The sequence below is a fragment of the Agrobacterium sp. rho-13.3 genome (assembly GCF_033957765.2).
Classification (GTDB): domain Bacteria; phylum Pseudomonadota; class Alphaproteobacteria; order Rhizobiales; family Rhizobiaceae; genus Agrobacterium.
In genome coordinates this window covers 1,617,308-1,639,532 of the sequence record NZ_CP192775.1, presented here as the reverse complement: position 1 = coordinate 1,639,532, position 22,225 = coordinate 1,617,308, and the positions used below count along the sequence as shown (strand labels likewise).

19 protein-coding genes are annotated in these 22,225 nt (G+C 56.2%); 11 read left to right on the top strand and 8 right to left on the bottom strand.

Annotated features, from left to right (window positions below):
- Positions 1 to 17: 17 nt before the first annotated feature.
- The 8 genes from RMR16_RS22290 to RMR16_RS22255 all read left to right on the top strand — a co-directional run bounded on the left by RMR16_RS22290 (position 18) and on the right by RMR16_RS22255 (position 8,937).
- Positions 18 to 1,208, top strand: coding sequence for a citrate/2-methylcitrate synthase (locus tag RMR16_RS22290; protein WP_320197796.1), 1,191 nt, complete (start codon positions 18 to 20; stop codon positions 1,206 to 1,208).
- 132 nt (positions 1,209 to 1,340) lie between these two features.
- Positions 1,341 to 2,135 (top strand): 2-keto-4-pentenoate hydratase, encoded by a 795-nt coding sequence (locus RMR16_RS22285; protein WP_320197795.1) that lies wholly within the window; start codon positions 1,341 to 1,343, stop codon positions 2,133 to 2,135.
- Positions 2,136 to 2,605: 470 nt separating this feature from the next.
- Positions 2,606 to 4,033, top strand: coding sequence for a family 16 glycosylhydrolase (locus RMR16_RS22280; protein WP_320197794.1), 1,428 nt, complete (start codon positions 2,606 to 2,608; stop codon positions 4,031 to 4,033).
- Positions 4,034 to 4,259: 226 nt separating this feature from the next.
- Positions 4,260 to 5,357, top strand: a complete 1,098-nt coding sequence (locus RMR16_RS22275; RefSeq protein WP_320197793.1) for an LLM class flavin-dependent oxidoreductase — start codon at positions 4,260 to 4,262, stop codon at positions 5,355 to 5,357.
- 83 nt (positions 5,358 to 5,440) lie between these two features.
- Positions 5,441 to 6,622, top strand: a complete 1,182-nt coding sequence (locus RMR16_RS22270) for an acyl-CoA dehydrogenase family protein (protein ID WP_320197792.1) — start codon at positions 5,441 to 5,443, stop codon at positions 6,620 to 6,622.
- 65 nt (positions 6,623 to 6,687) lie between these two features.
- Entirely contained in the window at positions 6,688 to 7,719 is a 1,032-nt protein-coding gene (locus tag RMR16_RS22265; RefSeq protein ID WP_320197791.1) for a ketopantoate reductase family protein, read from the top strand.
- A gap of 40 nt (positions 7,720 to 7,759) precedes the next feature.
- Positions 7,760 to 8,338: a TetR/AcrR family transcriptional regulator gene (locus RMR16_RS22260; RefSeq protein ID WP_320197790.1), complete on the top strand. Its 579-nt coding sequence runs from the start codon at positions 7,760 to 7,762 to the stop codon at positions 8,336 to 8,338.
- Positions 8,335 to 8,937 (top strand): 2-hydroxychromene-2-carboxylate isomerase, encoded by a 603-nt coding sequence (locus RMR16_RS22255; RefSeq protein ID WP_320197789.1) that lies wholly within the window; start codon positions 8,335 to 8,337, stop codon positions 8,935 to 8,937. Before RMR16_RS22260 ends, RMR16_RS22255 begins: the two co-directional genes overlap by 4 nt.
- A 59-nt stretch (positions 8,938 to 8,996) precedes the next feature.
- On the opposite strand, the gene RMR16_RS22250 is transcribed toward RMR16_RS22255, so the two are convergent.
- The 8 genes from RMR16_RS22250 to RMR16_RS22215 all read right to left on the bottom strand — a co-directional run bounded on the left by RMR16_RS22250 (position 8,997) and on the right by RMR16_RS22215 (position 18,248).
- On the bottom strand, positions 8,997 to 9,935 hold the full coding sequence (locus RMR16_RS22250; protein ID WP_320197788.1) for an ABC transporter substrate-binding protein: 939 nt from the start codon (positions 9,933 to 9,935) through the stop codon (positions 8,997 to 8,999).
- A 90-nt stretch (positions 9,936 to 10,025) separates the two neighbouring features.
- Positions 10,026 to 10,964 (bottom strand): ABC transporter substrate-binding protein, encoded by a 939-nt coding sequence (locus RMR16_RS22245; protein ID WP_320197787.1) that lies wholly within the window; start codon positions 10,962 to 10,964, stop codon positions 10,026 to 10,028.
- A 26-nt stretch (positions 10,965 to 10,990) separates the two neighbouring features.
- Positions 10,991 to 12,796, bottom strand: coding sequence for an amino acid ABC transporter permease/ATP-binding protein (locus tag RMR16_RS22240; protein ID WP_320197786.1), 1,806 nt, complete (start codon positions 12,794 to 12,796; stop codon positions 10,991 to 10,993).
- A gap of 24 nt (positions 12,797 to 12,820) precedes the next feature.
- On the bottom strand, positions 12,821 to 13,366 hold the full coding sequence (locus RMR16_RS22235) for a GNAT family N-acetyltransferase (RefSeq protein WP_320197785.1): 546 nt from the start codon (positions 13,364 to 13,366) through the stop codon (positions 12,821 to 12,823).
- Between the two features lie 22 nt (positions 13,367 to 13,388).
- Positions 13,389 to 14,576, bottom strand: coding sequence for a M20 aminoacylase family protein (locus tag RMR16_RS22230; RefSeq protein ID WP_320197784.1), 1,188 nt, complete (start codon positions 14,574 to 14,576; stop codon positions 13,389 to 13,391).
- Between the two features lie 59 nt (positions 14,577 to 14,635).
- Positions 14,636 to 15,976 (bottom strand): LLM class flavin-dependent oxidoreductase, encoded by a 1,341-nt coding sequence (locus RMR16_RS22225; RefSeq protein WP_320197783.1) that lies wholly within the window; start codon positions 15,974 to 15,976, stop codon positions 14,636 to 14,638.
- Between the two features lie 21 nt (positions 15,977 to 15,997).
- Positions 15,998 to 16,999: an LLM class flavin-dependent oxidoreductase gene (locus RMR16_RS22220; protein WP_320197782.1), complete on the bottom strand. Its 1,002-nt coding sequence runs from the start codon at positions 16,997 to 16,999 to the stop codon at positions 15,998 to 16,000.
- A 202-nt stretch (positions 17,000 to 17,201) separates the two neighbouring features.
- Complete coding sequence (locus tag RMR16_RS22215; RefSeq protein WP_320197781.1) at positions 17,202 to 18,248, bottom strand: substrate-binding domain-containing protein; 1,047 nt, start codon at positions 18,246 to 18,248, stop codon at positions 17,202 to 17,204.
- Between the two features lie 359 nt (positions 18,249 to 18,607).
- Here RMR16_RS22215 and RMR16_RS22210 point away from each other — a divergent pair, with 359 nt between their 5' ends.
- Genes RMR16_RS22210 through RMR16_RS22200 form a run of 3 tightly spaced genes read left to right on the top strand, consistent with a single transcriptional unit; the run spans position 18,608 to position 22,200 of the window.
- Positions 18,608 to 20,089 carry a sugar ABC transporter ATP-binding protein gene (locus tag RMR16_RS22210; RefSeq protein WP_320197780.1) on the top strand — a complete coding sequence of 494 codons (1,482 nt, stop codon included), beginning with the start codon at positions 18,608 to 18,610 and terminating at the stop codon, positions 20,087 to 20,089.
- On the top strand, positions 20,089 to 21,123 hold the full coding sequence (locus RMR16_RS22205) for an ABC transporter permease (protein WP_320197779.1): 1,035 nt from the start codon (positions 20,089 to 20,091) through the stop codon (positions 21,121 to 21,123). The genes RMR16_RS22210 and RMR16_RS22205 overlap by 1 nt, the downstream gene beginning before the upstream one ends.
- 33 nt (positions 21,124 to 21,156) lie before the next feature.
- Positions 21,157 to 22,200 carry a substrate-binding domain-containing protein gene (locus tag RMR16_RS22200; protein ID WP_320197778.1) on the top strand — a complete coding sequence of 348 codons (1,044 nt, stop codon included), beginning with the start codon at positions 21,157 to 21,159 and terminating at the stop codon, positions 22,198 to 22,200.
- Positions 22,201 to 22,225: the final 25 nt, after the last annotated feature.

The following is a 22,225-nucleotide window of genomic DNA, read 5'->3' as shown; positions in this document are numbered from 1 at the left end:
CAATCAATGTCGAGAAAATGAGCAAGCACGAACCGTTCATCGATGCGCAAGCCGCATCACAAATCCTCGGTGTCAGCCGCGCAACGCTTTACGCCTATGTCAGCCGTGGCCTCGTGCGCACGACGGATGGCCCGGACGATCCGCGGCGGCGGCTTTACAGCAGCCATGACATTGACGGTTTGAAGAAGAACAAGTCCGTGGGCAGAAAACCGCGTGACGTGGCGGCAACGACGCTGGACTGGGGTTTGCCGGTGCTATCCTCAGACATCACGCTGATTGAGAGCGGTCGTCTGTTTTATCGCGGGCAGGATGCGGCGAAGCTTGCGTCAACAGCAACACTCGAGGAGGTGGCCCGGCTGCTCTGGGCATGTGGCGATAACGATCCATTCGCTGTCGGGGCACCGCGTCCATGGGACGCTACACTTCTCGACCTTACGAAAGATTTGCCGCTGACGGAACGCTGTCAGGCGTTACTTCCGTTTGTGGATGCAGGCAGGATGACCGCGTGGCAACGCGACAACAGGAAGTTATGGCCAAGCGCAGCTGCACTTCTGCGCGCAGTCACGGCAGCGGCGAGCGGTAGTCAACCAAGCGCCTTGCCGGCGCACATTCACTTGGCAAAGGCCTGGGATCTTGCTGAAACCGGCGCCGATATCATCCGCCGCACGCTCGTACTTGTGGCCGATCATGAGCTGAATGCCTCTGCTTTTGCCACACGCGTTGTGGCTTCAACCGGCGCTTCGCTGGGAGCTTGTCTTAATGCAGGACTGTCAGCACTCAGCGGCCCCTTGCACGGCGGCATGACAAGCCTTGTCGAAATCCTGTTTGATGAAATCGACGATGCCAACAATGCCGCAGAGGTGGTGGAAAGACGGCTGCGCCGCGGAGACAGCCTGCCGGGCTTTGAGCATCCGCTATACCCGGATGGCGACCCGCGCGCCGCAGCCCTGCTTCCCCTGTTGCCGCCCAACGCAAAGCGCCAATCGCTCATAGAAACGATGGCCGAGACCACGGGAAAGCTGCCGACAATCGATGTCGCGCTCGCGTCCATTCGTCGTGAACTCGGGCTTCCGCAAGGTGCCGGACTCGCGCTCTTTGCCATCGGCAGAACGGTGGGGTGGATTGCTCACGCGCTTGAGCAATTTCAGGAGAAAAAGCTGATCCGCCCACGCGCACGTTATGCGGGACCGAAGCCAGATGATACATAAGCAACGATTAATGAACGCAATATATATGTTGAAGACGATGTATTTCCACCTGCTTAACAGTCACTTCACTTGCCAGTACCGTAAATGACTGTAATGAAATCGTCATGAATTGACGTTGCGGGAGGGTTTCGCATGACGACGATGACGGAAGCGAACATAAGACTTGGTGCTATTCTCGCCGAGGCTGAAAATCAGCAGTCATCCCTGAGCGTCGCGAAGCTTGAAAGCAGCGGCCTCGTGCCAGAGACGATCGAAACCGGCATGGCGGCGCAGGCCATTGCTGCTGCGGCTATCGGCAAGGACATCGACGGCTGGAAAGTGGCGATCAATACGGGCCGCGCTATCGCCGCCCCTATTCTCGATCTTTACGACACCAGCGGCGATACCGCATTCGACATACCCAAGCCCGGCGCGGTGGGAATAGAGATCGAGATTTGCTTTGTTCTCGCAAACGATATTCCCGCTCCGGCACAGGGCAAAACCTATTCCCGCGAAGATGTGCTTTCGCACGTCCAATCCGTCCATCTCGGTGCAGAACTCATCAGCTACCGGTTGGTGGAGGAAAACAAGGCTCCTCTGCCGCTGTTTCTGGCAGACCGGCTGGGCAACCACTCTTTCGTTCTAGGACCGGAAATCGACACATCGTTCGTCGAGCGTTTGACAGTACAGGACGCCACACTTCCCGCGCTGGTTCTGGAAAGTGGCGACGACGTGCTGTTTGCCGCTGTTCCCCAGCATCCGCAAAGCGACCCTGTCGCGCCATTCCTTGCCTATGCCAACGCCCCAATCGACCATCTGGGCGGTTTGAAGCGTGGGCAGGTCGTGACCACTGGCAGCCTTTGCGGCCTCATCCAGATTGTCGGCCATACCGAGCTGACAGCAACGTGGGGCGACATTGCTGAATTGGCAATCGCACTGCCAGCGTAACGCTGGTTAAGTGACACAACGCCTGATCAACGCCCACGGTCTGATCGTGGTCATCTCAGACCCACAGCACTGGGATGGAACCTGCCCGGCATAATCAATACACACTTTAAAGATGTATTTTATAGTGACTACAGCGTTTAGCTCATTGGACGATACAGATCACTCTGATTGCGGCCCGTCATGGCGCTGGCATCATTTGTAGCCCATGCCACTGCTGCGGCTGCCCTAAACAATGCAGTGACAATGGCTAAACCTCAGATATCCTCGGCCTATTGTATTGTTTTTAAACAATTTTTTCGTTTTCTCGCTACACTCTCACAGTTGGCCAATCCAAACAGTCCCGTATACCCGTAACTTTTCACAGGGTTCAACGGCCATTTTATCGCATTTCGGCCACAAATCATTGATTCATCAATGATACAATCAAAAATGGAGGAATTCTGGGAGACCGTTCAACAGGAGATATTTCGATGGCGCGATCGATCATGAATGCTCTTGGCAAGCCGCTTTATTATAGCGACACGTCGACAAGTTGGCTCTCGGCCACAGGGTCCGGCCCCGATCTTTATGGCACCGCCAAAAACGATTCCATTTGGGGCGACAGCAGTGTCAATGTCACCATGCACGGCGGCGCGGGCGACGATATCTATTATCTGTATTCGACCATAAACCGGGCAGTGGAAGCACCCGGCCAAGGCACAGATACGATCAACACCTGGATGAGCTACACTCTGCCGCAGAATTTCGAGAACCTGACCGTCACGGGTGACGGGCGGTACGCCTTTGGCAACACGCTCGACAACATCATCAGCGGTGCGTCCGGCAAACAGACCATCGATGGCGGTGCTGGAAATGACGTGCTGATGGGCGGCGGCGGCGCGGACACCTTCGTATTTGCCAAGGGAAACGGCACGGACCTCATCACCGATTTTGGAGCCGACGACACAATCCGACTGGATGGTTACGGCGTGACGTCGTTCGATCACCTTCTCAGTGCGTCAACGCAAAAGGGTGCCGACCTCTGGCTTAATTTTGACAATGGCGAAAGCGTCGTGCTGGCGAACACAACGGCCAGTGACGTGAGCGCCGACCAGTTTAAACTGAGCCTCGACCGCTCCAACCTCACCGCAACCTTCGCGGACGAGTTCAACACGCTGTCTCTCAGCGATGGGCAGACCGGCGTGTGGGAACCGAAATTCTGGTGGGCCGGAAATGAAGGCGGCAGCCTTCACACCAACTCTGAAAAGCAATGGTACATCAACCCTGCCTATCAGCCGACCTCATCCGTCAACCCGTTTTCGGTGCAGAACGGCGTGCTGACCATCAGGGCCGCGCCTACCCCGGACGCAATTTCAGACGCGGTAAAAGGGTATGACTACACCTCCGGCATGTTGACCACCCATCCGTCCTTTTCGCAAACCTACGGTTATTTCGAAATCCGTGCGGATATGCCGAATGAACAGGGCGCGTGGCCCGCTTTCTGGCTGCTGCCAACCGATGGGAAGTGGCCACCGGAACTGGACGTGATCGAAATGCGCGGCCAGAACCCCAACACTCTCATTCTGTCTGCCCATTCCAACGCCACAGGCCAGCAGACATCAACCATCAACAATATCAGCGTCGCCAGCACGGAAGGCTTTCACAAATACGGCCTGTTGTGGGAGGAAGACCATATCACCTGGTATTTCGATGACGTGGCGGTGGCGCAGGTCGATACCCCGGCGGATATGCATGACCCGATGTATATGCTCGTCAATCTGGCGATTGGTGGAATAGCTGGCACACCTGCCAACGGTTTGCCGAACGGTTCGGAAATGAAGATCGACTACATACACGCCTATTCGATCAACGACCCGGCAGTCAGCCAAGTTACGCAGACGGACAATCTTCTGGTCTGAATGGTCGCGACCCAGGTTCCGCCTATCTCGCTCACGACATGAGGTATGCGGAGACTTAGGCGTACGTCTTGCGGCGTGGCGTGGCCTGCAAACCCGTCACAACAGCAAATCAAGTTGGAATATTATTTCTATAATATTGATAGACAAAGAACGACCTGTCTTTCTTAGCGGGTTGGCTGGCCCTACGGTTGCGTCATTCTTCGAACACCAGCCGCGAGGACCGGGCATGACGACGGAATTCATCAGCGTAACTTTCACCAACCCTTCGACAGAGATCAACCCGATCCCAGATCCGTCGATTGATCCGGCTTTTCTGGTGCGCTACGCCCGTTCGCTGGACGATTATGGCTTCAATTATACGCTGGTTCCCTATGGATCATCGTCTCATGATCCCTTCACGATTGGCGCGACCATTGCGGCCCATACCAAAAACATCAAGATCATCATCGCCCTGCGCCCTAACACGATTTACCCGACAGTGGCGGCAAAGGCGCTGGCAACACTCGATCAGCTGAGTGGCGGGCGTGTTGTGGTGCACTTTATCGCCGGCGGTAGCGATGAAGAGCAGGCGCGTGAAGGCGACTTCCTGAGCAAAGAGCAACGTTATGAGCGACTGGAGGAATATATCCATATTCTTCGCCGCGCATGGAGCAATAACGACGCCTTCGATTTTGATGGTGCTCACTACCAGTTCAAACAGTTCCGCAATGCCGTGCGCCCGACAAATGGCACGATCCCCGTGTCGGTTGGCGGATCGTCCGATGCGGCCTATCGCATTGGTGGTTCACTTGCTGATATTTTTGGCCTCTGGGGCGAGCCGCTCAAGGAAACCAAAGAGCAGATCGACCGTATCCATGCGGAAGCCAAACGCGCCGGACGGACCGACCGCCCACGCATCTGGGTGACGTTCCGTCCGATCGTTGCGGAAACCGATGAGCTTGCATGGGCAAAGGCGCACCGCGTGCTGGAAGCCCTTAACAGCAACCGCGAAAAGGGACTGAGCAGGGTTCCGGTTGCCGCACCGGCACCCGCCAATGTTGGATCGCAGCGCCTGTTGGAGATTGCTTCACGCGGTGATGTGCACGACCGTGCGCTCTGGTATCCGACAGTCAAAGCCACCAACGCCAGCGGCGCGTCCACCGCACTGGTTGGTTCGCCACAAACCATCGCCGATTCCATTCTCGACTATGTCGATCTGGGCGCGGATTTGATCTCGATTCGCGGTTACGACAATTACAACGATGCCATCGATTACGGTCGTTATGTCCTGCCGCTGGTAAGACAGGGGCTTGAGGCACGCGAAGGCAAGCTCAAAGTCGCCTGAACTTTAAGTGCTTTACCGCCCGCTGTTTCCTGAGATGAAGTAGCGGGCCGTTTCCCGTCCGAAATCAAGAAAGCAAGATCAACGTGCCAATCGATGACGCAAAGCTGAACAAGGTGTCCGATATTCTCGCGCAGGCGGCACCGGACGCCGACCGAGGAGATGTGTTTCCCTGGACTGGCATCCGCGCCGTTCATGAAGATGGGCTGCTTGAAAGCACGGTTGGCAAGGGCTTTGGTGGCGAAGGCGCTACGCTCGCAGACACCGCCCATATTCTCGCGGCACTCGGACGCGGTGATCCATCCGTTGCCCTGATCAGCGCCATGACGATCTTCACGCATCTTGGCGAAGCCAACCGCAGCCGCTGGCCGCAGGATCTCTACCGCCGTATTCTGAATGAGGCAAAAACCCGACCCATTCTGCTGAACGCCGCCCGCGTGGAACCGGAACTTGGTTCCCCTGCCCGCGGCGGCCTGCCGTCCACACGCGCGCGCCGCACGAGCCGGGGCTGGGCGATCACGGGAACGAAACGTTTCGTCACCGGCGCTCTTGGGCTGACGCATTTCCTGGTCTGGGCAACCACGGATGATAACCCGCAGCGTGTCGGCACATTCGTTGTGCCTGCGGAAAGCGCGGGCATTCACATCATCCAAAACTGGAACAGCCTGGGTATGCGTGCCAGTGGTTCGCATGATGTTGAATTCGATGCCGTCGAGGTTCCGCTTGAGGACGTCATCGATCTGGTTGATACATCAGCAGGCACGCAGGATAACCGCGCCCATGCGGGCATCACTCTGGCTTTGACGGCAATTTATCTCGGCGTGGCGGAAGCTGCGCGGGACAAATTCATCCAGTTTGCCCATCAGCGCGTGCCCGCCAATCTCGGTTTCCCCGTTGCCCGCACGGAGCGCTTTGTGAACATTGCGGGCGAGATCGACGTTCTTGTTTCAGGTGCAAGGCAGCTTGTTTTCGATGGCCTGAACCATGGACAGGATGATGCCGCAAAACTCATCCGCGCCCGCATACTCGCCGGACGCCAGTTGAAAGAGGCGGTCCATATCGCTGTTGGTGCACTCGGCAACCCTGGCCTCGGCGCGGATCTTGGCCTTGAACGCCATTTCCGCGACATCCAATCGGTGCTTGTCCATGCGCCACAGGAAGACACATCGGTAGCAATGCTCGGAAGGGCCGCTCTGGACCGTGGCGCTCCGCCCGCCCCAAAAACCTCAGTGAATTCTGCTCCGGAACCTATTCGGAAAACCGGATGACCCGTTTGAGGGGTTAAAAATAGACGATACAAAGAACGACTTAAAGCCATTCTAGGGAAACTCGCATGACACGCTATATCATTATTGGAGCAGGTGCCGTCGGCGCCAGCCTCGCCGCCGAATTTCAGCAGGCCGGAATTGACTATGCGCTTGTCGGCAGAGGCCGTCAGATCAAGCATATTCAGGAGCACGGCCTGGAGTATCGCCGCCCCGACGGCACAAAACATCACCGCCTGAATGCTTTCGATATCAGCACCCCACCGTCTTTACACACCGATGACGTCCTGTTTTTGACGGTCAAAACGCAGGATGTGGAACAGGCAGCCCGAGAATGGGTCGGCCAACCGGTTGAAGGCAGCACAACGGAAACAGCCGCCGACTTACCAATCGTAACCTTCCAGAACGGTTTAGCGGCAGAAGACATTGCGCTTCGTTATTTTCAGCATGTCTATGCTGCCAGCATTCTAACGCCGGCGCTTTTTCTGGAGGTCGGCAAGGTGGCCGTCGCAGGCAATCCCCAGGTTGGCGTTGTCACTGTCGGGCGATATCCGAGCGGTTCTGATGAGATTGCTGCGCAGATCGCTGTCGATCTCACCGCAGCCAACTACATTTCGGAAGCGAGAGATGATATTCGCCGCTGGAAATCGGCCAAACTGCTTCATAATGTTCGCAATGCTGTCGAATTGTTCGCCGGAAACCCCGACCAGCTTACACACGCAGGTGACGAACTGAGCCGCGAAGCATCGTCTGTCCTCAAAGCCGCCGGTTTCGACCCGGCCGCGCCAAGCGAACGAAAAATCGGCCTTAACGGTTGGGGGCCTGCCGAAAACAGCGGCGTCGAGCGCGGCCAGCAATCCACCTGGCAGAGCTTTAGCCGGGGCAGTTCCAGCGAGGTGGATTTTCTCAATGGTGAAATCGTAAAACTTGGACGCTTCCACGCCATTCCAACGCCGTTCAACAGTGCTATTCAGCAAGCAGCGGCAAAGCTCTCCAGACTTGGATCAGCGCCACGTTCCATCGATATAGCAGAGGCTCTGCGTACGGCGCAGGCTGACGGACCCGACCATGAACGCGCAATCAAAACCGCCCGTGGCTGAACCAAAAATCATGAAAATGTAGGACGATACGAACACCATCATGCGCACATCCATATCCGAACAAATCCTTTCGGTGGCAGGTAGCCTCTTTTACCGCGAAGGCATCAGGGCCGTCGGCATCGACCGGATTATCGAAGAGGCGAGCATCGCAAAGGCCACGCTTTACCGCCATTTTCCGTCCAAGGATCATCTTGTGGCCGCTTATCTCGAAGAGCGCCACGAACGGGTTATCCGGTCGCTGGAAGAGGTCACCGACACGATCGACACCCCTCGGCAACAGGTCGCGGCGATTTTCGAGCGGCTTTTTGACAAGGCAGACAGCCCGGAGTTTCGCGGCTGTGCTTTCGCTCTCGCCGTTGCCGAACATGGCGATTCCGAGCGGGTGGTCTCTGTGGCGCGAAAACATAAAAGCAGTGTCAAAGCCATTTTTGAAACTATTACGGCGAAGGCCGGCATCACCAACCGCCAGGTGGCCGCGCACTTCGCACTGCTGTACGAGGGCGCTCTGGCAACGGTTGCCGTCAACCGCGATCCGTCAGCGGTGATCGTCGCACGCGACTGCGCCGTGACGGTCTTCGACACCGCGCTTCTCAACACCCGCAACGGAAAAGAACAATGACGAAAACCATCGACTATTTCTTCGGTGTTGGCTCCCCATGGGCCTTCATCGGTTTTGATGCCTTTCTTGAGCTGGCAAAGCGTTTCGATGTCGAAATCAAGCCACATGTCATTCCGCTGATCGAGGAAAATGGTGCGGTTTATTCGCGAAACCGGCCAGACGCACGCCGCGCTTACTGGACCAAAGACCTGAAGCGCTGGGCCGCATTGCGCGGCAAAGTGCTGAACTTTGACAACCGGGCAGCGCTTTCAGACCCAACACCCGCAGGCTTTCTCATCATCGCCGCTGCACTCAAGGGCGCCGACTGGGCATCGCTGGCGCTAGCGCTACAAGATGCCTTCTGGAGCGAAGGGCGTGATATCGGTGATCCAGCCGTCCACATCGCCATCGCCGATTCAGTCGGTTTGAATGGGCGTGAGCTCGCAGAGCAGTCATTGGCGAGTGACGTCAAGGCGCAATGGGCGGCCAATTACCATATCGCCAAAGATGCCGGCGTATTTGGATTGCCGACGTTCCGTTACGAAGGCGAACTTTACTGGGGGCAGGACAGCCTCCCGTTTCTTGAGCGCCATTTGAACGGCGAACAACTCGTCGCCTGACGGTGGCTCTTGAAAAGAGTGTGGTCTGATTTCGGACAGACCACACTCCCAAAAACCATTTAGCTCTTGGGTAATCCCGGAGGATTGGTGCGCGATTCCGGCAAGGCCTCCTCCGAAAGCTGCCAGTGCGCTAAAATCTTCGCATAGGCGCCATTATTGATCAGATCATTGGTCGCGAGCGTCAACGCATCTGCCAGTCCCGAACCTTTACGCGTCGTGATTGCCACGTCAGATTTTTCCGGCCAGCCGGCCGAAAGCGTACCGACACGTTTGATGTTTTTATCCCGCGCGGCGATGAAAACCAATTGGGCGTGCGGTTGCACGATTACATCAGCACGTCCCGCCGCAAGGGAGACAAGGCTCGTCGCTTCATCATCGTAATATTGCAGTTCGATCGGCTTCAATCCCGCAGCAACATTCTCCTTGCTCCATTTCAGCAGAATGCGCTCCTGATTGGTGCCTGCACCGACAATGATGCGAAGACCCGCTGCGTCTTTCGGTTCCTTGATTGACGTAATGCCGCTATCCGACTTGACGAAGAAGCCATGCAGACCCTGACGATAGGTGGAGAAATCGAACTTCTCCTTGCGCTGCTCGGTCACGCCGACATTGGAAATCACCGCGTCATATTTACCGGATACCAGACCCAGTGGCCAATCTGCCCATGCAACTGGCACAAGTTCCAGTTCCAGACCGAGAGTGTCGGCAATGGCGGATGCGTAGTCAGGGTCAGCCCCAACGACGGTTTTCGCATCCGTTGCATAGGTTGCCAGGGGTGGTCCGCCGGGTGCAACCGCGACGGTGAACTTGCCGGGCCATGTAAACTTAAAATCTTTGGGAATGGCAGCGATCGCGCCTGCGTCTTTTTCAACCCGGATACGGCCCAGTTGCGCGGGTGAAAGATCGAAGACATCATTTGCTGCGAATGCACCGCTCACGTTGGCAGATACCAACACAACGCCGGCGAGAACTGAACGAAGACCTGATTTGAACGTCATGACGACACTTCCGTTCGGATTTTATGGGAAGGAAGATGGCGCGAGCGGGAGGATGCCCGCGCCATCGGCTGAGTGGCTGCACGTCTCAACTCAGCTTTTTGGCAGGCCGGGCGGGTTGGTGCGCGATTCTGTGATGGCCTCTGACCCAAGGTTCCAGCGGGCCAGAGCCTTAGTGTAATTACCATTCTTGATCTGTGCGTTCAGCGCCGCAGTGAAGGCATCGGCAATACCCGCACCTTTTTTCGTAACGACTGCGATTTCCGCAGATTCCGGCCAACCACCGGAGAATGTGCCGACAAGTTTGGTTTTCTTGACTGCCGCCGCCTGATAGGCCGAAGTCGCGTTGGGGCCGAGGTAAACGTCTGCGCGACCCGACTGCAAAGCAAGATCGAGCACGGCCTGATCATCGTAATATTGCACGTCGGTCGCGGCCAGACCCTTGGCCTTATTCTGCTCGATCCATTTCAGCAGTATCTGTTCCTGATTGGTGGCTGCACCGACGATAACTTTCAAACCGGCGACATCTTCAGGCTTGCTGATGGACGTCACTTTGCTGTTGCTGGCAACATAAAAGCCCAGAAGGTCGTTGCGATAGCTGGAGAAATCAAACTTCTCCTTGCGCGCTTCGGTCACGGTGACGTTGGAGATAACGGCGTCGTATTTCCCAGACGAGACGCCAAGTGGCCAGTCTTCCCATGCGACTGGCACCAACTCAAGCTGAAGGCCAAGGCTATCTGCCACAAGTTGCGCGATGTCCGGCTCACTGCCAATCGGCGTCTTTGCGTCACTGGCATAATCGCCCAGCGGCAAACGGCCCGGGTTGGTGGCCACTGTCAGCTTGCCGGCTGTGACAAACTTGAAGTTCGCGGGGACCAGCTTGACGGCAGCCTCTACTTTCTCGGCGCGAATGCGGCCTTTCTGTTCCGGCGAAAGGTCGACTTCCTGTGCGTGCACAACCTGCCCGAAGGAGAGAAACGCCGTGAGCAAACCGCCACTGATAGCGGACATCAATTTCGACTTATAAATCATTGAATGTTTCCCTATTGGATTGAAATTTATAGTACTTTTGCAAGAAACTCGGCTGTGCGCGGATGATCGGGCGTGTTGAACACCTTCTCTGGCGTTCCTGTTTCAAGTATCCTGCCTTGTTCCATGAAGACGACCGTGTCGGAGACTTCACGGGCAAAGCCGATTTCGTGTGTGACGATGATGAGCGTGACGCCTGAACGGGCGAGTTCCTTGATAACGTCCAGCACTTCGTTGACGAGTTCTGGATCCAGTGCTGATGTCGGTTCATCGAAAAGCAGCACCTTTGGTCGCAATGCCAGCGCACGGGCAATGGCAACACGCTGCTGCTGACCGCCGGAAAGCTGGCGCGGATAGGCATTGGCTTTTTCAGAAAGACCGACGCGGGCGAGCAATTCGCGCCCTTCCGATTCCGCCAGCGCTCTGGAGATTCCGCGCACGGTGATGGGCGCTTCGACGATGTTCTCAAGAGCCGTCAGATGCGGGAAAAGGTTGAAGTTCTGGAACACCATGCCGACTTCGACGCGACGCTTCAGAATGTCTCGTTCCTTCAATTCATAGAGCATATCGCCCTTCTGATGATAACCAACGAGTTCGCCATCGACAGCAATGAACCCGTCATCGACGCGCTCCAGATGGTTGATGGATCGCAGCAGCGTGGACTTGCCGGAGCCGGATTGGCCAAGAATGGTGGTAACACTACCCGCAGGAACCGAGAGTGTGACCTCGTCCAACACTTTGAGCGAACCGAAAGACTTCGAGACACCATGAATGGTGACATTGCCGCCGCGATTGCCGAGCTGGAAACCACCCGCGCGGACAGCGACCTGCGGTTCCTTTGTGTCCACGGGCACGACGACCTTCTCATCCGCAACTGTTGCCGTTCTGCGTGGCAGGACCGTGCGATAGAGCGTGTTCAAAAAGGATGGTGGTGGATTTCGCAGCGCACCACGAGAGAAATGGCGCTCGATGTGATACTGGATAATCGACAGAACGGTGAGGATGATGAGATACCAAACCGTCGCCACCATCAACAGCGGGATGACTTCCAGATTGCGGCGATAAATGATCTGGATCGTGTAGAAAAGCTCGGGCAAGGCTAGAATGTAGACCTGCGATGTGCCCTTCGCCATCAAGATGATTTCATTGAAACCATTCGGCAAAATCGTCCGCATGGCTTGCGGAAGCACGATCCGCGAAAACTGCTTGCGACGCGGAAGACCAAGCGATGCCGCAGCCTCAAGTTGGCCCTGTTCGACCGAAAGAATGCCGCCACGGACGATTTCAGATGAAAACGCGCCCGCATTCAGCGTCAGTCCGAGAATTGCCGCCGCAAAAGGCGTCATCAGCTGGGTTGTGTTCCAGCTAAAGAAGTTGATGCCGGTGTAAGGGACGCCGATCGTAATGGTTTCATAGAGATAACCAAGGTTGTTGAGGATCAACAGGAGAACGATCAGCGGAATGGAACGGAAAATCCAGATATAGGTCCATGATATTGCAGCCAAGAGCGGCGAGCCGGAAACGCGCGCCAGCGCCAGCACCGTTCCAAGAATGAAGCCAAAGAAAGCCCCAAGAATGGTCAGAAGCAGGGTTCGACCAAGACCCACCAGTACGGGCTCTGCAAAGAACCACTCGGCAAAAACGTCCCAACCCCAGCGTGGATTTCCGAACACGGAGTGCAACACGGCCGCAATGACGAGAACGGAAAGGATGGTGCCGAATGTGCGGAGCGGATAACGGGCGGGGACGACGCGAAAATGCGAATAATCGCCGTTTATCGGCTCCGCTTTTCGTTCTGTCTCCACCACATGCGGGAAATCGGACGCTATAGTCATGACACAAGCCTTTCAACGGCTGAACTATGCGTGATGGCTCACAGCATGGGTTGACGTGGTGCCTTCAAGTGAAAGCGATGATGGTGCAACGGAGAGCCATTTCTCGAAAGGCAATGTCTTGATCGTTTCAGGATCAGCCGTCGTATCGAACAACGCGCTGTAACCATTTGAACGATAAAGCCCGACAGCTTCCGGCTGGCGGAAACCTGTCGTCAGATAAATACGAGAATATCCCTGCCGGATCGCCTGCCGCTCCAGTTCGATCAGCACCTTCTTCGCCAACCCCTGACGGCGGTGGGCAGAGTGTGTCCAGACCCGCTTGAACTCAGCCGTGTCGTCGTCATACCGCTTGAATGCGCCGCCACCGATCGCTTTTCCATCGCGCAGCAGCAGAAGAAAATTGCCGTAGGGTGGGCTGAAAGCGGATGGCGGATATTTGTTCAGCTCCTCCTTCGCGCCCTCCGCACTGAAAAAGGTGCCATAACGGCTGTCATATTCGATCAGCAACTCGTCCAGCAGCGGTTGCGCAAGCGGGTCCAAAACTGATGTGTAGAGAAAACTGTCGCTCATGGTTTTGCTTCCGGTATGGAGATCAGGAAAGATAGGCTTCGGCCAGGCGCACCCAGAAACGGGCGGCTGGTGCGATGATGGCGTCGTTGAAATCGTAATGCGGGCTGTGCAGCGATGCGCTTTCGCCGTTTCCAACGAACAGGTAAGAGCCGGGTCGTTCCTGAAGGAAGAAGGCGAAGTCTTCGCTGGCCGTGCGCGGCTGAAAGTCTTCCGCAATCTGCGATGCAGGGAAATGCCGTTTCGCCACGCTGCGGGCAAATGCGGTTTGTGCGACATGGTTTAGAACGGGTGGGAAGCCGCGATGGAAGTCCACATCCGCAATCGCACCGAAGCTTTCGGCCTGCGCCTTTGCCAAGGCAATCAACCGATGTTCAAGCTTCTCGCGCACCTCCTGCGAGAAAGCCCGTGCCGTGATTTTCAGCTCAACGCTTTCCGGAATGACGTTCGACGCGGTGCCACCATGAATGGAGCCAACCGTCAGCACCGCCATCTGGCGCGGATCGACGTTACGCGAAACGATGCTTTGCAAGGCTGTGATAAAGCCCGCCGATGCCAGAACCGGGTCAACCGTTTCATGTGGTTCAGCACCGTGGCCGCCCTTACCGATAATGCGAACTGTCGCTTTATCGACAGACGCCATGGCCGGACCTTCGACAAACCCGAACTGTCCCGCGCTGACGCCCGGCCAGTTGTGCAGCCCGAAGATTGCGTCGACTGGGAAGCGCTCGAAAAGCCGATCCGCAATCATGGCACGCGCACCCGCACCGATTTCCTCGGCAGGCTGAAAAATGAGGGTCAGCGTGCCGGAGAAATTCGATTGTTCGGCGAGATAGCGCGCAGCCGCCAGCAGGATCGTCGTGTGGCCATCATGACCGCAGGCATGCATCACGCCCGGATTTTCGCTGGCATAGGCCAAGCCGGTTTCTTCGATGATCGGCAGCGCATCGGTATCTGCACGAATACCGATATGCTTGTCGCCTTTGCCTCGCTTCAACGTAGCAACAACACCGTAACCGCCAATCCCTTCCGTCACCTCATATCCGTAGGACAGAAGGTAACGTGCCACGATGCTGGAGGTGCGTTTTTCGTTCTTCGACAATTCAGGATGCCGGTGAAGATCGCGACGGATCGCGACACTCTCGTCCTGAAAGGCAAGGATTCCCCGTTCGGCGTCGTCGCGAGGACGCGCGCCGTCGATGTGAATATTCATTATCTTGACCTCCTGCACGGCAACAAACGTGTCGTGCGTCCTTAAAAATCAGTCAGGCACTATGCGATGGCTTTATCCGCAGCGGCTGACGTATTGGCGTAAACACTTTCACGGAACGGTAAGCCCAGATGGTCGCGCAGCGTCTGTCCTTCCAGATGCGGCTCGAAGTAGCCTCGCTCTTGCAGAACCGGAATGACCAGACGGATGAAATCATCCAGGCCTTCGGCAATCACCGGGAAGCCGAGAATGAAGCCATCGGCAGCATCGTTCTCCACCCAGCGGATGATCTCATCAGCGACCTTGTCCGGTGTGCCGATGAAACCTTCGCGCGGCGTTGCAGCGTCAAGGGCGGCTTCACGCAGGGTCTGGTTCTTATCCTTGGCTTTTTGCTTGATGCGATCCGTTGTCGAACGGAAGCTGTTCTTGCCGATATCGCCAAGTTCAGGGAACGGCTCGTCCAGCGGATAAACGGTGAAGTCGTGGTGATCGAAGAAGCGCCCGAGATAGGCCAGCGCATCATCGATGGTGATGAGATTGCGGATGATGTCGTATTTCTCTTCCGCCTCAGCTTGCGTTTCCGCCACAATCGGGCCGATGCCGGGGAAGATTTTGACGTCGGATGCGGAGCGTCCTTGGGCAACTGCGCTCTGCTTCACGCGTTTCAGGAAGGTATGATTTTCTTCCAGCGATGCGGAATTGGTGAAAACCGCATCCGCATGTTTGCCTGCAAGGCCGATGCCCGCATCCGAAGAACCCGCCTGAAAAATGACCGGCTGGCCCTGCGCCGAGCGCTGGGCATTGAGCGGCCCCTCCACCGAAAAGAAGCGGCCTTTGTGACCCAGCGTGTGGAGCTTTGTCTTGTCGAAGAACTGGCCGGTCTCCCGGTTGCGCACGAAGGCGTCGTCATCCCAGCTATCCCAAAGGCCTTTTATGACTTCGAGATATTCGTCAGCGATCTCGTACCGAAGCGCATGTTCGGGATGATTTCGGCTATAGTTCTTTGCGGTGCCTTCCAGCGGCGTCGTCACCGCGTTCCACCCTGCTCTGCCACCGCTGATAAGGTCGAGAGACGCGAACTGGCGTGCCACTGTGAAAGGGTCGCTGTAGGATGTCGAGACCGTACCGGCGAGACCGATTTTCGAGGTCACCGCCGCAAGCGCGGACAGGATCGTCAAGGGCTCGAAACGATTGAGAAAATGCGGGATCGACTTCTCGTTGATGTAAAGACCGTCCGCCACAAATGCGAAGGCGATACCAGCAGCTTCGGCCTTCAGTGCATTCTGTTTGAAAAATTCAAGGTTGACGCTGCCATCGACAGGGCTCTTCGGGTGACGCCATGAATTCATATGGCCACCAGGACCATGCAGCATAACGCCGAAACCTATTTGTTTTTTGGTCATTGTTCTGTCTCCTGCCGTTTATTATGCTGCTGCTGACATGCGGTGGGTCGCCAGCAACTCGATGGAAGCAAGCCGTTGATCGGCACCGACATGCGGCGGCTCGATGATGAATTCTTCGATGCCGTGTTCGCTTGCGAGCCGGTGAAGTTTGGCGTGAATATCCGCCGCCGTGCCGTGCAGCACGTTCGGCTTGCGCTCTTCGATGCGATAATTCGTATCGCCAGACTGGCGGGCAAACTCTTCCGCCTGTTCGCGTTTACCCAGATTGAATGCCTTGCCAGTGCTCAAGAACACGCGGAATATCTTTTGTTCAGCGACCTGCGCAGCAGCATGTCTGGGATCATTGGCGGCAAATGCAGAGAGGGCCACAATGGCGGATTTTCCGCCGCTTTCCGCACGAAACGCTTCAAGGCTGGCGCGCAAGACGTCCGGGTCGCCATTAAGGTGGCCGGCAAATACAAAGCTCCAACCCTTTGATGCCGCAAGTCTGGCGCTTTCCGGGCTTGCTCCAAGCAAAAACTGTTCAGCCGACACCGGCGGCGTGGGCGTTGCCGTCAAACCAGCCTGAGCGTGCGCCTTCGGCGCAGAACCTGACAGAAAGCCATCCAGCTCAGCAAAAGCCGTCTCGAAATCCGGCTTGCGCGCCGGATCATAGGCCTGCTGCAAGGCGGATGTTGCAAGCGGCAGGCCACCTGGCGTTTTGCCGATGCCAAGGTCCACACGACCGGGCGCCAGAGAAGAAAGAACATTGAAAACTTCAGCAACTTTATAGGGGCTGTAGTGCTGCAACATGACGCCGCCGGAGCCGACCCTGATGTGAGACGTCTTTGCTAAAATCCACGCAACCAGCGCTTCCGGTGCGGAACTTGCAAGTTCTGGAGAGTTGTGATGTTCGGCCACCCAGAACCGGCGATATCCTAGCTCTTCTGCCCGCTTGGCGAGATTGACCGTATCGCGAAACGCGCTGGTCGCGGTCTCTCCTGTGGAGACCGGACTCTTGTCCAGCAAGCTAAGAGTATACATCTTGACCTCATGTGGCTGTTGATGCGTATTTTGTCTACCGATTTACTGCACAAATAAAGGACGTTCATTCCACGTTTTTCGAGGAACGGGAAAAATCTTGTTTTTGCAAAGACTGGTTGTTTCGTTTGCAGAGCGGGAAAATAAAAAGGCGCGCCAAACAATTTGGCGAGCCTTATGATGACGTTACCACAAAGGTCTAAGGTCAGAATGCTGCGGCTGGTATCCAGCTTGCGGTTGCAACCGCGCTGGTTGAAAATGCCGGAACTTTCTTGGCCAGATCCTCGATTGTTTTGACGCCTGCATCCTGCAACTGCTTCTGGGTGACCAGAACCGGATCGACAATCACACGACCCGGAACCTGTTGACCGGCAATCTGGAGCGCTGCTGCGCGAACGGACACCGCACCGACAACAGCTGGGTTTGTCGCTGCAGTTGCCACCCATGGGCTGCCCGTCTCGGCAATTTCCTGAATGTCAGCGGTGGAAATGTCGGCGGAGTAAATCTTGATCTTGTCTGAAATGCCAAGATCGGCAGCGGCCAGCTTCACGCCACGCGCAAATTCGTCATAGGGAGCAAAAACCACCGAAATATCGGGGTTTGCGCGGAAGATCGCCTTTGCCTGATCGGCGGTGGCGGTGGCCGTCGTATCGCTGACAGTGCCGAAGCGCGCCTTCTCAACAACACCCTTGTTCTCGCCCTTCACCTTTTCCCAAATCTCATGGCGGCGGTCTAGTGGCGCAAAACCTGCAACGTAAACATAACCGGCGTTGAAGCTGGTGCCGTTGTCTTTCAGGGCCTGCTCAAGCGCCAGTTCTGCAAGTCGGTGGTCCGACTGCTCGATTTGAGGAACCTTCGGGTTGTTCAGATTGACGTCGAAAGCCACGACCTTGATGCCCTTGTCGAGCGCCTGCTGCACCACATCGGTCAACGCTTCCGGCTGGCCATGGTCAACGATAATGGCCTGCACACCAAGATTGATTGCCTGCAAAATCTGTTCGCGCTGCTGCGCCGCGTCCTGGCGTCCGGGGAAAACGCGCAGATCTACGCCCAAGGCTTTCGCCTGCGCCACGGCCCCGGCCTGGTAGGCCTGAAAGAAATCGCCTGCCGAAATGTAACCCACCAGCGCGATTTTCACGCCGCCTTTATCGAACGGTGCCGGAGCGCCTGCCAATCCTTCTGCGTGGGTATTCCCAACGAGAAGGAATGAAGACAGCAAAGCTGAAATGGCAATACCCTGTTTGAGCACCATGGATGTTTCCTCTTGCGTTAAATCGAACCCAGAAATTCTGGCTGAATATGATCATACAATCGATGGTTTTTATGTATTACTTTTTACCAATTTTTGCGCTGCCGTTGGTTTTCTTTGTTTCGCATGATGGCATCGGCGCAAGGTTTTACTCAGGCACTCAAACAATCAGGCCATTGCGGTTTTAAACGTCACTGCACCGTACGTGTGGGATTTGACAACATTTCAAGTCTGCGCCCACAGGCACGCGTCTCGCAGCTGGAAATTTATTCCATAGTTTTTGTTTACTATAGAAACGCCATCCTTGTTTGTTGCGGCAGGAGGATTACCACACTTGGTCGTCATCCATGGACCTTCCGCACATGCCAATACTCGACGTACAAAACATCTCCCTTGCATTTGGGTCGACCAAAGCACTCGTGCACGCCAATCTCACGATCGAGAGTGGTGAAGTCGTGGCGCTGATGGGCGCAAATGGTGCTGGAAAGTCTACCTTGGTCAAAATCCTGTCTGGGCTCTACAGCCCCGATGCGGGAAAAGTTCTTTGGCAGGGTCAGGAATTCGCACCTAAGTCCCCGGCAGAAGCGGCCGCCAAGGGCATCGTTACCGTCCATCAATCGACGGACGTGGTTGGCATTCCCGGCCAGACGGTCGCAGACGCCCTGCTCCTCAATCATTTCGTCGATGGTCGCCATCCGTTTTTCCTCTCGCAGAAATCTGTTCGCAAAGCCGCGTCGCGTGTTTTGTCCGATGCGGGTTTCGACTTGCCGCTGGACAAAGACTTTGAAGACCTGAGTGCCGCAGACCGTCAGTTGCTGGCCATTGCCCGCGCCTTGGCGAACGATGCGCGCCTGCTTATTCTGGATGAACCAACCGCCAGCTTGTCGTCTCGTGAGTCCCAACGGCTTTATGAGCTTATCCGCGGGCTAAAAACACGCGGGATCAGCGTGCTCTATATCTCCCACCGCACCGCCGATCTTGCTGCGCTGGCGGATCGTGTCGAGATTTTGCGCGGTGGGCGTAATGTCGGCTCATTCAAGCAACCGATCGATTTTGACGCAGCCATCGAAACGATGATTGGTCGCTCACTCAGTTCTGCCCGCCCTGCGCGCCGCGAGACATTTGGCAGAACTGTGCTGGAACTCCAGAACGTTCGACTTGTGACTGGCGCCAAGCCTTTTTCACTGTCCGTGCGCGAGGGAGAAGTCGTGGCGATTACCGGCGTTCTCGGTGCTGGAAAAAGCCGCCTGTTGTCCTCGCTCTTTGGGTTGGGCACTTTTGCAGATGGAAACGCACTCTTGGACGGCAAACGTTATGCCCCTGACAGTCCGGCTGATGCCATATCCTCCGGCGTCGTTATGGCGGCGGAAGATCGCCACCGCTCTTCCTTCATTCACGCGGACTGGCCCGGTGAAAGCATTGCCGCAGCAATCAGCCTTCCGCATTTGAAGAAATGGTATCCATCCGGCTTTCTGTTTTCAGACCGTGAAACACGAGAGGGCGAAGACGCCATAAAGCGTTTGGCGATCAAGGCACAATCTGCCTCCGCATCCGTCTGGTCGCTCTCTGGCGGCAACCAGCAAAAGACAGTCATTGCCCGCTGGGAAGCGGAACCCAGCCGCCTGCTACTGCTGGATGAACCGTTTCAGGGTGTCGACGTCGGCGCAAGGCAGGACATCATCGCCACCATTCGCCGCCACTGCGACCGCGCAACATTGATAGCCACGTCAGACCCGGAAGAAGCCTTTGAAGTGGCTGACCGGGTACTCGTCATTGAACACCACACCATTCTCGACAATACGCTCGATGCAGATGCGCCGCAGCTTCACAAGGAACATGCCTGATGGTCGATGGCACCGAACACATCGCTGAAAAACCGGCCTATGCGGCAACGGCAGAAAACTTCAGAAATGCCGTAAGGCGTGGCGCGGTGTTTCTGCTGCTCGCCGCCTTGGTCATCGGGTTTTCGATAGCGCAGCCTGCTTTCATCAATATCAACAATCTGATGAGCATTTTGCAGGCCGTTTCGGTCGTTGCCATCATTGGCGCTGGCGTCAGCGTGACGCTGGCGATCAACGGTTTCGACCTTTCGGTCGGCGCGGTCGCCGCCTCCAGCGTCATGGCGGCCAGTTACCTGATGATCGTATTGGGATTGAACGCATACCAGACCGTGCCGCTCGTGCTGGTATTCGGTGCGCTCGTCGGTCTTGCCAACGCATTCCTGATCGTCAAGCTGAAGGTGCCGGATTTGCTGGCAACTCTCGCCACCATGTTTCTGCTCACCGGCCTTCAGCTCATTCCCACCGCTGGCCGCTCCATCTCGGTTGGCCTTATCCTTCCAAACGGCTCGACAGCAACGGGCAAATATGACCCTGCGTTCCTCACCATCGGTCGCTCCAGCCTGTTCAGCCTCATCCCTCTGCCTGTCATTCTCATGGTCATTGTCGCCGTCATTCTGTTCATTTTGACGGAGCGGACACGGCTTGGACGGCTGATCTACGCAACCGGTGGCAATGAAACTGCGGCGCGTCTGGCGGGTGCAAATGTCAACCGCATCAAGACCTTCGCCTATGTTCTTTCAGGTACTTTGGCAGCACTTGGCGGCATCATCGTCGCAGCCCGCGTTGGTCGTGGAGACGTGTCTTCCGGTGCATCGCTGTTGATGGATTCCGTCGCCGCCGCGTTGATCGGATTTGCGGTGCTGGCCCTGCGGCGTCCCAATGTTCTCGGCACCATTGTCGGCGCGGTGTTCGTCGGTGTTTTGCTCAACGGACTGACGATGTTGAATGCACCTTATTACACGCAGGACTTCATCAAAGGTGCCGTTCTCGTTGGCGCTCTGGCGCTGACCTACGGCGTTGCACGCTCAAAACACTGATCTTTTCAATCCTCATCCAACCAAGTGGAAACCATGTTCAAGACTTTGAAAACATTGGCGGTGGCCGCCATTTCCAGCGCTCTTTTTGCGACGAGTGCCTTTTCGGCAGGCATCGCAGGTGCGCCTGCACCTTTCGACAAGAAGACCGTGAATGTCGCCGTTATCAGCTTCCTCGGCAGCGGTGACTGGCTTCAAGCATTTGAGGCTGGGGTCAAGCGGCAGGCCGACGCGCTGGGCATCAATCTCACTGTCTCGCAAGCCCGCAACGACAACGACACCCAGCGCAACCTCGTTGAGCAGGCAATCAATCTCGGCGTCGACGGCATCGTCATCAACAATGGCCGCCCCGAAGTTCTAAAAGACGTGGCCCAGAAGGCGCTCGACAAGGGCATCAAGGTCGTCGCCTATGACGTGAACCTCGACAATCCCCAAATTCCGCAGATCGAGCAGAGCGACAAGGACATGGCAAAGCTGGTTCTTGATCAGGCAGTCAAGGACAAGGGTGATGGATTTGTAGCTGGAGCGGTTTACGTTGCCGGTTTTGCACCGCTCGACCGCCGTTATGCGGTGTGGAAGGACTTCATCGCAAAGCACAACGTAACAGAAAAAGCCGTCTGGGGCGTAGTCAACGACACGGTGCCGGCCTCAGTTGCGGACCAGACGAAAGCCATTTTGCGTGCCAACCCCGATATCACCGCTATTTTCACGCCGTGGGATGAATTCGCCAAGGGCGTGAAACTTGCCATCGATGAACTGGGCCTTGCCAAGCAGGTGAAGATTTACGGCGTCGATATCTCCACCGCCGATATTCAGCTCATTATCGAGCCAGACAGCGCTTGGGTGGCGACTGCCGCAACCAACGCCGCTGTGGTTGGCGAAGTTTCTGTCCGCGCCGTTTCGCTGGATATCGCGGGCCAGTCTCCGGGCAAGTCCGTTCTTCTTCAGCCAACGCTCATCACGCGCGATGATCTCGTGAAAAACAACATCGGCACCATTGAAGAGCTTCAGCAGAAGTTCCCGGCATTCCTGAAGAGCGATGCGGCAACGGCAAGCTGGATTCCATCAGTCACAAACTAAAATTTGCTTACTATTCGGCACCGCG